We start from the raw sequence: 12,889 nt of genomic DNA, 5'->3' as shown, positions 1-12,889 counted from the left end.
GATCCCGCCCGCCGCCTGTCCCCTCGGGGCGAGCGGGATCCGGCCACCTTTTTCGGGAGGCGCAACCCTGATGGACGCCGCCCGCTCCCCCGTCGTCGCCTTCGGGCTGGCGGCCGCGGCGCGGGCCCTGGCCGCCAAGCAGCGGCCGCTGACGCGCGAGGAGATGGGCGAGCTTCGCCTGCGGCGCGTTCGCTGGATGCCAGGCCGGGACGACGTCGCGGAGGCGCTGGCCGCGTTCCTCGCCGCCGCCCAGGACGACGACCCTGCGACGCGGGAGGCGGCCGCCGCGCGGTTCCTCGCGGACCTGGCCGTCCTCGAGGACGGCGTCCCGCTCGCCGAGGCGCACGCGCATCGCGTCGAGGCCACCGTCGCCCGGATCGAGACCGAGTGGGGGCAGGGCGCATTCGATTGGCAGGAGAGGGCCGACTTGCGATGACCGGACAGCTCGAGCTCACCGCCATCGAGGGCGGGGCAGGGAAGGGGGATCGCGTGCCCCCCATGAACGCGGCCGACAAGGCGCTGGTGGCGGTGCTGACCGCCGCCATGGTCTGCAGGCGCCCGCACCCGTCACATCTGCGGCTCGCCATGGCCGACGTCGCCGACCTGATGCCGCGGCTCACGCCGCTGCACCCGACGACCCTCGCCCTGGCCGGCGCGGCGCGCGAGCTCCTCGAGCTCGGCGAGGTCGCCCGCATCGGCGACGAGGAGACGACGGCGAGCCCGCACTTCTGGCGCGCCTGGTATGCGCTCGAGGACGCGCTGGCCCTGATGTGGGCGCGGCGTGCGGGAAAGGCGGTCGAGCTCGCCGACGTCGGCGCCGACGCGCGGCGGGCGGGCCGATGACCCGCGCCGGCCTCACCGACTTCCAGGCGATCGTCGCGCAGCTGCAGGCGCAGCCCGAGACGGTCGCGCGGCGCTACGCCCCGAACGGGCGTCGCGACGGGCCGGTCTGGCGCGCCCTCAATCCCGGCCGCGCGGACCGCAGCGTCGGCAGCTTCTGGGTCAACCTCGCCGGCCCGCACGTCGGACGCTGGCGCGACGAGGCGACGGGGGAGGGCGGCGACATGCTCGACCTCATCCAGCTCGCGCTCGGCTGCGACCGCGCGGCGGCCGTGCAGGAGGCGCGGGCCTTCCTCGGAATCGCGGAGGACGAGACGCCCGAGCAGCGGGCGCTCCGCCGGCGCGCGGCCGAGAGAGCGGCGCGCCAGGTCGAGGAGGCCCGGGCACAGGCGGAGGCCGACGCGGCGAAGAAACGGGCCCGGGCGCGCGGCCTGTGGATGGGCGCCGCGCCGATCGAGAACACGCCGGCCGCCGCCTACCTGACGGGGCGCTGCGTCGGCATCGGCGACCTTGGCCGGGCGCCCAACGCCCTGCGGTTCGTGCCGAGGCTGCGCCACTACCACGAGGACGAGGAGACCGGCGAAGTCTTCGAGGGCGAGTGGCCCGCCATGGTGGCGGCGGTCCACGGGCCCTGGCGTCCGGACGCCCCGCCCGAGCTGATCGGCGCCCACATCACCTGGCTCGCCCCGAACGGGCGCGGCGGCTGGGGCAAGGCCCCGGTCCCCAAGCCCAAGAAGGTCCGCGGCCAGCACCGAGGCGGCTTCATCCGCCTATGGAGCGGCTGGGGGCCGCGAGGCGGCAAGGGTCGGCCGATCGCCCAGGCCCGGGAGGGCGCCCGCCTGTTCATAGCCGAGGGGATCGAGGACGCCTTGAGCGCGGCCGTCCTGCTGGGCGACGCGCCGGACGTCTACATCGTCGCGGCCCTGAACCTCGGGAACATGGAAGCCGTCGAGCTCCCCCCGCAGCTGACCGACGTCACGATCATCGCCGACCAGGACCCGGGAGAGAAGCAGCGCGCCGTCATCGAGCGCGCGGCCGTCCGCCTGGCGGGCGAGGGCCGGCGCGTGGGCGTCTGGCGGAACCACCACGGCGGCAAGGACCTCAACGACGCCCTCCGAATGGCGCGGGCGGCCGAGCGCAAGGAGGGCGCAGCATGAGAACCGAAACCAAGATCCGGCGCGTGGTCGGGGCGCCTGCGAAGGCGCTCGAGCGGTCCAGCACCGGCAACCGCGGCGCCGCTCGCCAGATCCTGAAAGAGGCTCGCGACCTGGCGGCCGAGGCGCGGGACGGGCTGGTCGAGCAGCTCGAGCAGCTGCAGGCCGGGCATGACGCCATCGTCGCCGCGCTTCGCGATCTGGATGCGCCGCGATGAACGGCGCGGACGGCTTCCGGCTTGCGCCGCGAGGGCGGCGCAGCGACCCCGAGAGCGTGCCGTTGCAGCTGGTAGGCGGGGTCACCTTCCGCTCGCTCACCGCGGCGGCGCAGAGCTACGGCGTCCCGTCGTCGTGGGTGGCGGAGGCGTTCAGCGATCGGGTCCCGGTCGCCGCGGTCGTCGCCGCCCGTCGCAGGCGGGCAGGGGGCGTCCATGGCGGAACCTGACGGGCCGCAGCGACCGACGTTCACGGTGCTGAGGGGCGAGCTCGAGAGCGCGCCCGAGGCGGCCGCGCCGGCGGCTCACGGCCAGGGGCAGGAGCTTTCAGAGAAGGCCCGCGACCACGTCGAGAAGCAGACCGGCAAGCGCCCGGCGAAGCGGCAGGGCCCGCCCGACGGCGAGCGCCGCAGCGGCGAGATCTACGCCGGGTGTCCCGTCCAGGCCCTCGGGGTGGAGGGCTCGCGCTCCTGGTATCTCGACTGGCTCGGCCAGGTGCGGGACCTGGTGAAGCACGACCGCGACACCATCCGCCACGTCTTCGGCGGGCGAACGGACGTGTTGAAGGAGCGGTTTCCGCGCCTCTCCAAGGACGGCAACTCGGTCATCGGCTGGGACCAGGAGAGCGCCGCCGGCGCGATGCAGCGGGCGGCCGCCGAACAAGGCGTGTGGAACCCGCTCGAGCGGCTCCGCGGCGTCGGCGCCTGGATCGACGCGGACGGCGGCGTGGTCATGCATTGCGGCGATGCGATCCTGTTCCGGGGCGACTGGCTGCAGCCGGGCGAGCATGAGGGGTTCGTCTACCCCTCGGGCCCCCGGATCCCCCGCCCCCTGAAGATCGACGGCCCGGGCCCGGAGGCGGCCGCGGCGAAGGCGGCGGAGGAGCTCGAGGCCCTTCTCGCAACGTGGAGCTGGTCGCGCGGCGAGCTCGACGCCCAGCTCCTCCTCGGGTGGCTCGGCTGCGCCATGTTCGGCGGGGCGCTGCGCTGGCGCCCGCTGGCGTGGATCACCGGCGGGCCTGGATCCGGCAAGAGCACGCTGCAGGAGGTGGTGCGCCACGTCGTAGGCGGCGAGGGCGCGCTGCTGCAGAGCTCCGACGCCTCGCCGGCGTCGATCTGGCAGATGCTGGGGGCGTCCACGCTCCCCGTCGCGCTGGACGAGATCGAGCCCGACGTGGACAACCGAACCCGCGTCGCCGGCGTCATCAAGCTCGCGCGCCAGGCGGCGAGCGGCGGCGTGATCCTGCGCGGCGGCGCCGACCACAAGGGCAGCGAGTTCAAGGCCCGGTCCTGCTTCCTGTTCTCGAGCATCCTGCGCGCGGCGATGCTCGACCAGGACATCAGCCGAATGGCTCTCCTCGAGCTCGACCCGCTCCCCAAGGACGTCACCCCGCCGGCGATCCGCCCCGGCCGCCTACAGGAGATCGGGCGCGCCCTGCGCGGCCGCGTCGTGGCGGAGTGGGGGCGCTGGCATCAGACGCTCGAGCTCTACCGCAACGCGCTGGCGGCCCAAGGCCACGGCGCCCGCGGGGCCGACCAGTTCGGCACGCTCCTCGCCATGGCCGACATGCTGACCGAGACGGGCGCCCCCGCGATCGGCCGATGCGAGGGCTGGGCCGAGAAGCTGGGGGCCACCACGATCGCCGACCAGGTCGACGCGGCCGAGGACTGGCAGCGGTGCGCTAGCCACCTCCTGGGCCAGCAGCTGGACGCCTGGCGGGCAGGGACCCGCCATTCGGTGGCGTCGCTGGTGTGGAGCGCCGCCGACCTGCCGCGCCACCGGGACGACGTGGCGCCCGACCAGAGAGAGGCGCAGGCGTTCCTCGGGCGCGTCGGAATGAAGATCGAGGGGCGCGGGAAGGATGCGCTCCTCCTGGTCGCAAACCGTCACCCCCAGCTCGCGCGGCTGTTCCAGGACACGCATTGGCACGCCGGCGCGGGTCAGACGGGCGTGTGGATGCAGTCGTTCAAGCGCGCGCCGGGCTCAACCTCGCCGGGAATGCGCCGCTTCGACGGCTTCCCGGCGAAGTGCATCGCGATCCCGGTCAAGCGGCTCCTCGAGCTGGACGACCTCACCCCCGACCCGATGCCGGGCGAGACCTCCGCGCCCGAAACTTCCACGTTCCCAGACCGCTAGGATCTCAAGGCCCATGAGACGCACCCGCGCCCATCGAGAACCGCTTGCGCCCGCACCCGGACCCATGGTCGGATGCCTTGACCCGCATCGGCGCAGGGCGATTGATCGCCCCTCGGTTGTGCCTTCGGCGGGGATCGCAGCTGAAACCGGGTTCGGGGGCGGTTGCGGGCCGGTTGCAGCCCGGTTGCAGGTGATTTCCCATCTGTTCCAAGGGTTTCCGGCCAATCTGAAACCGTGCAACCGAAAATCGACTCCCGCACGCCCGCGAGGCGCAGGCGTGCGCGCCTACGCGCGCGCGTGCAATTTCGGTTTCACGGTTTCAGAAGAGATATATGTATCTGATAAGAAAGGGAAAACCGCTGAAACCAGCCTGAAACCGGGCCGCAACCGGGTGGTTGCACGGTTTCAGAATGCTCGCAACCCGCTGAAACCATTTAAAAAAGCGGGAAAATCGGCATGAGCGGCGGGAAGAAGACCGGCCGTGCCCAGGCAACGGCCAAGACCGCCGCCGAGCGGGTGGCGAAGGGGCGCGAGACGGCCGAGCAGCTGTCCCTCCTGGCCCCCGCCGCCGGCGACCAGGCGCAGAACGCGGGAGACCGTGCGCCCGTCGCCGCCCAGGGCGAGGGTCCGCGCGGGCCCGGCCGCCCGGCGGGCGCGCGGAACCGGGCGAAGCGGCCGGAGCTCCGCCGCTGGCTCGCCGCCCAGGGCTTCCAGCAGCCCGAGCAGGTGCTGGCGAAGCTGGCCGGGCTCGACCAGCGCGGCCGGGATCCGCTCGAGCTCGCCATGGCGCGGGCCGAGGCGCTCCTGGCATGGGCCGAGGAGGGCGCGCGCCCCACGGTTGGGGCCGACGGCAAGCAGACCGGGGCGACGACGGGCCAGCGCCTCGAGCTCGCCCTCACGTTCTGGCGCGAGCAGCGCGCCGCGAACGAGGCGCTCCTGCCCTACGGACTGGCGAAGGTCACGCCGGACACCAGCACCGCCCCGCCGGTCACGGTCATCAACCTGCCGGGCGCCGCCCAGGGCCAGCCGGGCGACGCCGCGCAGCTGGTCGAGGGCCGCGCCGAGCCGGTCGGACCGTCCGACTTCGCGCCGCCGCCGCTCCCGGCTCATGTCCTGCGAAATCAAGGGCTTGCGGATGGCGAAGATCCGGAGGGCGACGCATGACGTCGGACGCTTTCGCCAAGTCTCTGATCTGCAAAGGCAAATCCGAAGCCAACCCGCTGATTGAAAATCATCGGGCGTCGGACGCCTGCGGCCTCGCGCTCGCGCCTGGTCGTGCCCGCCCGGCCGCCCAGGCGATCGCGCGCCCCCCCGCCCCCCCTCGCGCGCGCGAGGCGCGCCCGCCCGCGGGCGCCCCCGGGGGGGCGCGGCCGCGCGCAGGGTCCATGCCCCTCCGTCCGACCCCGTGCAGCCATCCAGGCAACCCCGCGGGTCGCGACATGGCGCGAAACCTGGGGGATCGCCCCGGGGTCGGGGGGAAGCGATGACCGGGCAAGGGGGGATCGGGGCGGAGAAGGCCGCCGAGCTCGAGGGCATGGGGGCTGCGGAGGCGGTTCGGGAGATCCCCGGGGGCGCGACCGGGCCGATGCCCTCTGCGGGCCATGTGACGTTCCCCGGCCCGGTGGCGCAAGCGTTCTTTTTCGATGATGCGGACGTGAACATCATCATGGGGCCGGTGGGGTCGGGCAAGACGACGACCACCGTTCAGTCGCGGATCCGGCGGGCGGTGATGATGCCGCGCTCCACGATCGACAGGGTGCGGCGCTACACGCTGGGCGTCTTCCGCCACACGTATCGCGAGCTCTGGTCGACCACGATCCCGTCCTATCTCGAGGCCGTGCCGAAGGCGTTGGGGACCTGGGCCGGGGGGCGCGGGGATCCCGTGACCCATACCGTGCATTTCGAGGACGAACACGGCTCGATCGAATGGACGGCGGCGTTCCTGGCCTTCGGCGACGACCCGGCCGCGGCCATGCGCGGCGTCCAGGTCACGGATGCGTGGCTCAACGAGTTCGACACGCTCCCCGAAGACGTCTTGATGCTCGCGATCGGCCGCATCGACCGCGCGCCGGCGCGCACGCACTTCGCCGGATACCCGCCCGAGCACTCGAGCTATGGTCAGATCGTCGGCGACATGAACGCGCCCAGCGAAGACCAGTGGGCGCATTCGTGGACCGACACGGCGAAGCTCGCCAGGCTCGAGCGCGAGATCAACGAGGGGCTCGCCGAGGGGCAGAAGCGGATCCGCCTGTCCTTCCACCGCCAGCCCGGCGCCCGCGAGCCGGGGGCCGAGAACCTCGCGAACCTCGGCGAAGGCTACTACCGCCGCCAGGTGGCGACCATGAAGCTCCGCGGGCGGGGCGACATGATCCAGCGGCTTGTCGACAACAAGCCGACCTTCATCCGCGTGGGCGAGCCGGTGTTTCAGCGGGAGTTCAACCCCGCGATCCACGTCGCGCCCGAGCGGATCCAGGCGGATCCGGAGCTCCCGCTCCTCGTGGGGCTCGACCAGGGGTTCACGCCGGCCGCGGTGGTGGCCCAGAACCTCGGGCCGCTGCGCTGGCGGTTCCTCGCCGAGCTCATGTTTCCGACCGAGCACCTCTTGGCCCACACGTTCGGCGAGCGGTTCGCCGACCTGATGGACGAGCGGTTCCCCGGAATGCGGATCGAGGAGGCCTGGGGCGACATGGCCGGCGAGGCGGGCGCCGCCCAGGCCGAGGAAAACGCGACGTGGAACCGGGAGTTCGGCAAGGCCGCGGGCGTGGTGGTGCGGCCCCAGGTTCTCGGCGGCAACCGCATCCAGCCGCGCCTCGAGGCGATCCGCGCCCCCCTCGAATACCTGCACGAAGGGCAGCCCGGGCTCCTGGCCGATCCGTCGATGCTGTTTTTCCGGGCCGGCATGGAGGCGCAATACGTCTGGACCGAGAAGGTGGACGACAGCGGGAACAAGCGGAAGGTCCCCGACAAGTCGAAGCCCGTCGCGAACGTGCTGGATGCCGCCGGCTACCTCCTGTTGTCCAAGCACCGCCTGCAGGCGCGCGGCATGTTCACGCCTCGCGCCAGCTCGGCTGCGCGGCGGGGAGCTCCTGACCGCGGGAGCCCCGGGTTGCAGGTCGGTTGGGACCTGGCGAACCCCTACGGCGGCGCAGGCGACGGGGGGATTCTGTGATGCGGGCGCCTCTGACCGGGCGCCCCTGGCGCGACTTGAGCCTGACCCCCCTGACGTGCGGGCCGGCGCTCCGCGTCCTCCAGGAGCTCGACCCCCAGGACCGCAGGGAGGCCGGTTGCGCGCTGAACGGAGACGCGAGCCCCGACTTCCTGCTGCGCGAGTTCCTCCGCCGCCAGGGGGAGGGCGGGCATGTCTTCGTCGCCTGGTCGCATCGGCCCGAGGGGGGCGCAGATCCCTTCGCCATCCTCGGCGTCGCCGCGATCATCGCGAGCGGCGTCGGTTCCGCCGCGCTCCTGGCGCGCCGGCATGACCGCTGGCGCCCCCAGCTGCGTGCGCTGGCCTTCGCCCTGCGCGTGGATCTTCCGCCATGGGCGCGCCTGCAGGGGTTTCACCGCCTCGAGGCGCGCAGCTGGTCCGACCACCCCACCGCCGGGACGCTCCTGGGGGCCATCGGCTTCCGTCACGAGCTGCGCCTGGTCGGCTTCGCCGCCGGCGGGGCCGACTTCGACCTCTACGCCCTGTCCACCCGCCCCAGCCCCGGAGCCTGACCATGTGTCTGTTCAACTCTGCGCCGAAACCGATCGCCGCGCCGATCGTGCCCAGCACGTCGTCGCCCGAGGCGAACCGAGAAGCCGCCTACGCCCGGCGAATGCAGCAGATGCGGGCGGGCGCCGCGGCCAATATCCTGACCTCGCCCTCGGGGATCCCCGCGTCGCGGCCGTCGAACCGCCAGCTGGGGGCCGCGTGACATGATGGGCGACACCAAGGACCCGCGCGCCGTCGCGGCGATGGACGCATGGTCGGACCTGAAAGGTAGCCGCTCCCATCATGAGCAGGATTGGGAGGAGATCGCCCGCCTGATCCGTCCGCAGCGGGGCAACTTCACCACCGCGGACCCGAGCCTCCCGCGGAACGAAAAGCCGTTCAGTTCGGCCCCGATCGTGGCGCAGTCGAATTTCGCGTCGGGGCTCTACGGCACCCTGACCAACCCGGCCAACCGCTGGTTCGAGCTCGGGACCTCGGATCCTCAGCTTAAGACCTTCCAGCCCATGCTTGAGTGGCTCGACGTCTGCACGTCGATCATCCTGGCGAGCTTCTCCCCCTCCGTCTCGCCGTTCTATTCGCAGACCGCGAGCCTGTTCGGCGACGTGGCGTCGTTCGGCAACGCCGGGCAGATGGACGAGCAGCCCCCGGGCGAACGCCGGATCCTCGACGTGACCCTGTCGCTCGCCGAGCTGGTCGTGTCGATCGACGGATACGGGCGCGTGGACGAGTGGGTGCGGCGCTTCAAGCTCAGCGCCTCGGCTGCGGCGCGGCGCTATGGGTTCGACAACCTGCCCGAGCGCATCCGCGACGCCGCCGAGAAGGGCTCGCGCGACAAGTTCGTGTTCTTCCAGCATGTCCACATCAACGACGGGTTCCGCAAAGGGCTGATCGGTGCGCGCGGCAAGCGGTGGGCGTCGATCCACGTCTCCGAGGAGGCGGCGGCCGTCGTCCGGCATTCCGGCTTCGCGGACATGCCGGTGCTGTTCCCGCGCTGGGACGTCGAGACGGGCGAGAGCTACGGCCGCGGGCCCGGCTGGATCGCGCTCGGATCCGCCCGCAGGCTCGACCTGACCGACAAGGCGAACCTGCGCGCCGCCCAGCGGGCCGCGGACCCGACGCTCCTCGCGCCGGACCGCGACGTGATCCCCCTGCGCGGTCGGATCCGGCCGGGCGCGCTGGTCTACGGCGGCGTCGACCCGGCCGGGCGGAAGATGCTGCAGACGCTGGACACGGTTTCGGGCGTGCCCCTGTCGATCGAGCAGCGCGCCGCCGCCCTCGAGGAGGTGCGCGACGCCTTCCACTGGTCGCTGATGCAGCTGGCCGGGCGCACCGGCATGACCGCAACCGAGGTCATCGAGCGGCAGGAGGAAAAGCTGCGGCTGATGGCGCCGCACATGGGCCGCGTCCAGGAGGAGTTCCTGGCCCCGAAGGTCGCCCGGCGCTTCCAGCTCCTCCTCGCGGCCGGCCAGATCCCGCCGCCCCCGCGCGAGGCCGAAGGCGCGGACCTGACGGTCGAATACACGTCGGCCGCGGCCATGGCGGCGAAGTCGGCCGAGGGCGCGGCGACCGTCCGGCTCCTGGCCGACCTGACGCCCCTCGCGCAGATCAAGCCCCGCGTGCTGGACCGCCTCTCGGAAGACGACGTTGTCGAGGTCCTCGCCGAGGCCCGCGGCGCGCCGGCGAAGCTGCTGCGCTCGCGCGAGGAGGCCGACGCGCTGGGCAAGGCGCGGGCCGAGCAGCAGCAGGCCCAGGAGCTCCTCGCGGCCGCCCAGGCGGGCGGAGGCATCGCGAAGGACCTGGCGGCCGCGCAGGGGGCCATGGAGGGCGCGGCGTGATCTTCGATCGACTGGCGATCCTGTTCGCCGACCTGGTCCCCGATCCCGGCGCGGAAGCTCGCCGGACCATCCGGCGCACGGTATCGGCCCGGGCTCGCCGCTGGGGGCGCGCCGCGGTCGCGGATCCGCGCCTCGCGGCCGACGTCCTGGCGCTCGGCGGCGTCCACGAAACCACCGCGCGCGACGGCCGGACAGGCGCCGTCGTGCTCGACCCCAACGAGCTGGCGCACGCCGCCGGACGTCGCGACCTGGCCCTCGAGCTGGTCGCCCTGATGGGCGTCACGCCCTTCGAGCTTCGCGAGCTGATGCTGCAGGAGAACACGCATGAAACGCATGATGACGATTTGGGCCCGGGCCCTCTGGCTTGACCCGCTGTTTCGCGGCCCCGAGGGCGGCGGCGATGGGGGCGACGGCGGCGCAGGAGCGGGCGGCGAGGGCGGCCAGGGCGGCGCGGCGGGCGGAGGCGCGGGCGGCGAAGGCGGCGCCGGCTCGGGCAGCGAAGGCGGAGCGGCGGGCGGCGGTGCTGGCGGCGAGGGCGGCTCGGGCGGCGCGGGAGGCGACGGAAGCGTCAAGCCCTGGCATGAGCGCGACGGACTGCTGACCGGCGAGGAACGCGCCTGGCTGAAATCCAAGGGCCTGAACCAGGACATGAGCGAGGACCTCCTGGTCCGGGCCCTGCGCAGCTACCGCCTGGCGGAGGGCAAGATCGGGAGGCCGGTCGAAAGCTTGCTGGATCGTCCCGGCAAGGACCAGCCGGTCGCTGAGTGGATGAAGGCGAACCGCGAGACGTTCGGGATCCCCGAGGCCGCCGAGGGCTACGAGATCCAGCGGCCGCAGCTCCCCGAGGGCATGGAGTGGGACGAGGGGCTCGAGGGGCGGTTTCGCGAAGTCGCCTACGAGAGCGGCATGACGCCCGGCCAGGTGCAGGGAGCCGTCAACCTGTTCGCGGAAATGCAGACGGCGCAGTTCCAGGGCGTCGCGAACGAGCTCGCCGAGGCGACCACCGCCATGCGCAAGCAGCTCGAGCAGGAGTGGGGCGACCAGTATCCGGCGAAGGTCAATCTCGCCCAGCGGGCCGCCCAGGCGCTCGGGGAAAAGGCGAAGCTCGACAACGAGCAGATCCTCGCCATCGGCCAGCTGCTGAAACCGAAGGTCGGGGACGCCGGCATCATGAAGCTGTTCGCGACCATCGGCGAGGCGATGGGCGATGACGGCTTCGTCGGCAGCGACACCGCCGGCGGGCTCGGCGCGACGCCGGCCGAGGCGAAGGCCGAGCATGATCGGTTCGTCGGGCCCGAGGGCGAGTATGGCAAGGCCATGAAGGCGGGGGACCAGGCCGCGCTCCGCCGGCTCAATCCCCGCCGCCTGCAGCTCATCAAGCTCTATTCGGGCAGCTGAGGCGCCCCCGACGCATCGGCGGGGCGGCGCTGGTTTCGCCCCGTCCACCTCTCGCAAGGAGCGCGGTATGCGCGAGATATTCCCGACCGCCCTCGGCAACGTCCTGTCGCACGAAGGCGGCTACGTGAACCACCCGGCCGATCCCGGGGGCGCCACGAACCAGGGCGTGACCCAGCGCACCTATGACGGCTGGCGCATCGCGAACGGCCTGGCGCCTCGCTCCGTCCGCCTGATCGAGGCCGACGAGGTGCGCGCGATCTACCTGGCGCAGTATTGGGCCGCCGTGGCGGGCGACCTGCTCCCCGCCGGGCTCGACTACGCCGTGTTCGACTTCGCCGTGAACAGCGGCCCGGCGCGCGCGGCTCGGTTCCTGCAGGCGGAGCTCGGCGTTCCCCAGGACGGCCAGGTCGGCGCCATCACGCTCGCGGCGGTGCGCGGGGTGAACGATATCGAGGGGCTGATCGGCCGCCTCTGCGAGGCGCGCCTCGCGTGGATGCACGGCCTGTCGACGTGGAGGACGTTCGGCCGAGGCTGGACGCGCCGCGTGATGGGGCAGCGCGACGGCGCGCAGGACGACGACACCGGCGTCATCGACCGCGCCGCGTTCATGGCCCGCGGGATCGCGCAGCCGCTGCCGATCGCCCCGGCGCCCGGCAGGGCGGTCCCCGTCACGGCCGACGACGACCTGGCCGAGTTCCAGACGGCCCTGCGCGCCCTCAACGCCAGGCACGGCCTGCCCTCTCCCGGCCGCAGCGACGGCTTGTGGGGCCCGGCCACCGCCGGCGCGACCCTGGCCCTTCACCGTTTTATGGCCGCATAGGAGGCTCCCCGATGCCGCTCCCTCTCATCGCCGCCGCTCTGGCCCCGGTCCTCGCGTCCGCCGCCCCGTCGCTCCTCGGTCACATCATGGGCCCGAGCGGCGCGGCCGTGGGCGAGGCCGCCGTGTCCGTTGTCGAGGCCGTCACCGGCCAGGAGATCCGCACGCCTGCCGATGGGCGGCGCGTCGCCGAGATCCTCGAGGCCAATCCGCAGCTGCTGGCCGACCTGCAGGTCCGCCTCGCCGAGCTGGACGTCCGCGAGCTCGAGCTCGCCAACGCCGACCGCGCCGACGCCCGCGCCCGCGACGTCGCGCTTGGCGGCGAAGGCGTGCGCGCGAACGTGATGCTGATCGCCGCGTTCGTGGGGATCGTCGCCATCGCCGGCGTCTGGGCCGCGTCGATCATCTGGGCGCCGCCGGAGGCGAAGGCCGAGGTCGCCGGGCTGATGGGCTTTCTCAGCGGCATCGGCGGCATGTTCGCCCGCAACATCGGCTCGGCCTTCGATTTCGAGTTCGGTTCGAGTCGAGGGTCGCGCGAGAAGACGGGCGCGTTGGAGCGGTTGGGCCGGACGGGTCGGTGATCTAGAGAAGAGAGCTAGGGCGAGGGCAATGCGAGGTTTTTGCAGCTCAACAAGCGCATGTCTGTGAACTAGCGCAAAGCAGGAGAGTGGGGCAGTACGCTGGTCTCAAACAGGTCGAGCTACGCCATAGGAACGCAGCTGTTCGTACGCCAACGCGCCGCATGCTGGCGACGATCTATCGCGCGATCTATCTATGCG

At 72.7% G+C, this 12,889-nt stretch carries 16 protein-coding genes; all 16 read left to right on the top strand.

What is annotated here, in order from left to right:
- The first annotated feature begins 70 nt into the window (after positions 1-70).
- The 16 genes from P2H44_RS22780 (at position 71) to P2H44_RS22705 (ending at position 12,691) form a co-directional block, all read left to right on the top strand.
- The gene (locus tag P2H44_RS22780) at positions 71-436 is read left to right on the top strand and encodes a hypothetical protein (RefSeq protein WP_275767357.1); all 366 of its coding nucleotides are present in this window, start codon (positions 71-73) and stop codon (positions 434-436) included.
- The gene (locus P2H44_RS22775; RefSeq protein ID WP_275767355.1) at positions 433-843 is read left to right on the top strand and encodes a hypothetical protein; all 411 of its coding nucleotides are present in this window, start codon (positions 433-435) and stop codon (positions 841-843) included. Before P2H44_RS22780 ends, P2H44_RS22775 begins: the two co-directional genes overlap by 4 nt.
- Positions 840-1,997, top strand: a complete 1,158-nt coding sequence (locus P2H44_RS22770; RefSeq protein WP_275767353.1) for a DUF7146 domain-containing protein — start codon at positions 840-842, stop codon at positions 1,995-1,997. Before P2H44_RS22775 ends, P2H44_RS22770 begins: the two co-directional genes overlap by 4 nt.
- Positions 1,994-2,212, top strand: a complete 219-nt coding sequence (locus tag P2H44_RS22765; protein WP_275767351.1) for a hypothetical protein — start codon at positions 1,994-1,996, stop codon at positions 2,210-2,212. Before P2H44_RS22770 ends, P2H44_RS22765 begins: the two co-directional genes overlap by 4 nt.
- Positions 2,209-2,439, top strand: a complete 231-nt coding sequence (locus P2H44_RS22760; protein WP_275767349.1) for a hypothetical protein — start codon at positions 2,209-2,211, stop codon at positions 2,437-2,439. Before P2H44_RS22765 ends, P2H44_RS22760 begins: the two co-directional genes overlap by 4 nt.
- Complete coding sequence (locus P2H44_RS22755; protein WP_275767347.1) at positions 2,426-4,345, top strand: hypothetical protein; 1,920 nt, start codon at positions 2,426-2,428, stop codon at positions 4,343-4,345. The genes P2H44_RS22760 and P2H44_RS22755 overlap by 14 nt, the downstream gene beginning before the upstream one ends.
- Positions 4,346-4,358: 13 nt before the next feature.
- The gene (locus P2H44_RS22750; RefSeq protein ID WP_275767346.1) at positions 4,359-4,805 is read left to right on the top strand and encodes a hypothetical protein; all 447 of its coding nucleotides are present in this window, start codon (positions 4,359-4,361) and stop codon (positions 4,803-4,805) included.
- Positions 4,802-5,509, top strand: a complete 708-nt coding sequence (locus P2H44_RS22745) for a hypothetical protein (protein WP_275767344.1) — start codon at positions 4,802-4,804, stop codon at positions 5,507-5,509. The genes P2H44_RS22750 and P2H44_RS22745 overlap by 4 nt, the downstream gene beginning before the upstream one ends.
- 319 nt (positions 5,510-5,828) lie before the next feature.
- The gene (locus tag P2H44_RS22740) at positions 5,829-7,514 is read left to right on the top strand and encodes a hypothetical protein (protein WP_275767343.1); all 1,686 of its coding nucleotides are present in this window, start codon (positions 5,829-5,831) and stop codon (positions 7,512-7,514) included.
- Positions 7,514-8,062, top strand: coding sequence for a hypothetical protein (locus tag P2H44_RS22735; RefSeq protein ID WP_275767341.1), 549 nt, complete (start codon positions 7,514-7,516; stop codon positions 8,060-8,062). The genes P2H44_RS22740 and P2H44_RS22735 overlap by 1 nt, the downstream gene beginning before the upstream one ends.
- Before the next feature lie 2 nt (positions 8,063-8,064).
- Positions 8,065-8,262, top strand: a complete 198-nt coding sequence (locus tag P2H44_RS22730) for a hypothetical protein (RefSeq protein WP_275767339.1) — start codon at positions 8,065-8,067, stop codon at positions 8,260-8,262.
- A 1-nt stretch (position 8,263) separates the two neighbouring features.
- A complete protein-coding gene (locus P2H44_RS22725; protein ID WP_275767337.1) occupies positions 8,264-9,895 on the top strand; it encodes a portal protein in 1,632 nt (543 codons plus the stop codon).
- Positions 9,892-10,263 (top strand): hypothetical protein, encoded by a 372-nt coding sequence (locus P2H44_RS22720; protein ID WP_275767336.1) that lies wholly within the window; start codon positions 9,892-9,894, stop codon positions 10,261-10,263. Before P2H44_RS22725 ends, P2H44_RS22720 begins: the two co-directional genes overlap by 4 nt.
- The gene (locus tag P2H44_RS22715; protein ID WP_275767335.1) at positions 10,220-11,293 is read left to right on the top strand and encodes a hypothetical protein; all 1,074 of its coding nucleotides are present in this window, start codon (positions 10,220-10,222) and stop codon (positions 11,291-11,293) included. The genes P2H44_RS22720 and P2H44_RS22715 overlap by 44 nt, the downstream gene beginning before the upstream one ends.
- 67 nt (positions 11,294-11,360) lie before the next feature.
- Positions 11,361-12,113: a glycoside hydrolase family 108 protein gene (locus tag P2H44_RS22710; protein ID WP_275767334.1), complete on the top strand. Its 753-nt coding sequence runs from the start codon at positions 11,361-11,363 to the stop codon at positions 12,111-12,113.
- 11 nt (positions 12,114-12,124) lie between these two features.
- Positions 12,125-12,691 (top strand): hypothetical protein, encoded by a 567-nt coding sequence (locus tag P2H44_RS22705; protein ID WP_275767332.1) that lies wholly within the window; start codon positions 12,125-12,127, stop codon positions 12,689-12,691.
- Positions 12,692-12,889: the final 198 nt, after the last annotated feature.

Source organism: Albimonas marina, from assembly GCF_029223255.1.
In the GTDB taxonomy this organism is placed as follows: Bacteria; Pseudomonadota; Alphaproteobacteria; order Rhodobacterales; family Rhodobacteraceae; genus Albimonas.
The sequence above is the reverse complement of the archived record's forward strand: the minus strand, read 5'-3'. Positions and strand labels throughout refer to the sequence as shown.

Coding starts and splice junctions, on each gene's coding strand:
- P2H44_RS22780 (WP_275767357.1), top strand. CDS start 71: ATGGACGCCGCCCGCTCCCCCGTCGTCGCCTTCGGGCTGGCGGCCGCG.
- P2H44_RS22775 (WP_275767355.1), top strand. CDS start 433: ATGACCGGACAGCTCGAGCTCACCGCCATCGAGGGCGGGGCAGGGAAG.
- P2H44_RS22770 (WP_275767353.1), top strand. CDS start 840: ATGACCCGCGCCGGCCTCACCGACTTCCAGGCGATCGTCGCGCAGCTG.
- P2H44_RS22765 (WP_275767351.1), top strand. CDS start 1,994: ATGAGAACCGAAACCAAGATCCGGCGCGTGGTCGGGGCGCCTGCGAAG.
- P2H44_RS22760 (WP_275767349.1), top strand. CDS start 2,209: ATGAACGGCGCGGACGGCTTCCGGCTTGCGCCGCGAGGGCGGCGCAGC.
- P2H44_RS22755 (WP_275767347.1), top strand. CDS start 2,426: ATGGCGGAACCTGACGGGCCGCAGCGACCGACGTTCACGGTGCTGAGG.
- P2H44_RS22750 (WP_275767346.1), top strand. CDS start 4,359: ATGAGACGCACCCGCGCCCATCGAGAACCGCTTGCGCCCGCACCCGGA.
- P2H44_RS22745 (WP_275767344.1), top strand. CDS start 4,802: ATGAGCGGCGGGAAGAAGACCGGCCGTGCCCAGGCAACGGCCAAGACC.
- P2H44_RS22740 (WP_275767343.1), top strand. CDS start 5,829: ATGACCGGGCAAGGGGGGATCGGGGCGGAGAAGGCCGCCGAGCTCGAG.
- P2H44_RS22735 (WP_275767341.1), top strand. CDS start 7,514: ATGCGGGCGCCTCTGACCGGGCGCCCCTGGCGCGACTTGAGCCTGACC.
- P2H44_RS22730 (WP_275767339.1), top strand. CDS start 8,065: ATGTGTCTGTTCAACTCTGCGCCGAAACCGATCGCCGCGCCGATCGTG.
- P2H44_RS22725 (WP_275767337.1), top strand. CDS start 8,264: ATGATGGGCGACACCAAGGACCCGCGCGCCGTCGCGGCGATGGACGCA.
- P2H44_RS22715 (WP_275767335.1), top strand. CDS start 10,220: ATGAAACGCATGATGACGATTTGGGCCCGGGCCCTCTGGCTTGACCCG.
- P2H44_RS22710 (WP_275767334.1), top strand. CDS start 11,361: ATGCGCGAGATATTCCCGACCGCCCTCGGCAACGTCCTGTCGCACGAA.
- P2H44_RS22705 (WP_275767332.1), top strand. CDS start 12,125: ATGCCGCTCCCTCTCATCGCCGCCGCTCTGGCCCCGGTCCTCGCGTCC.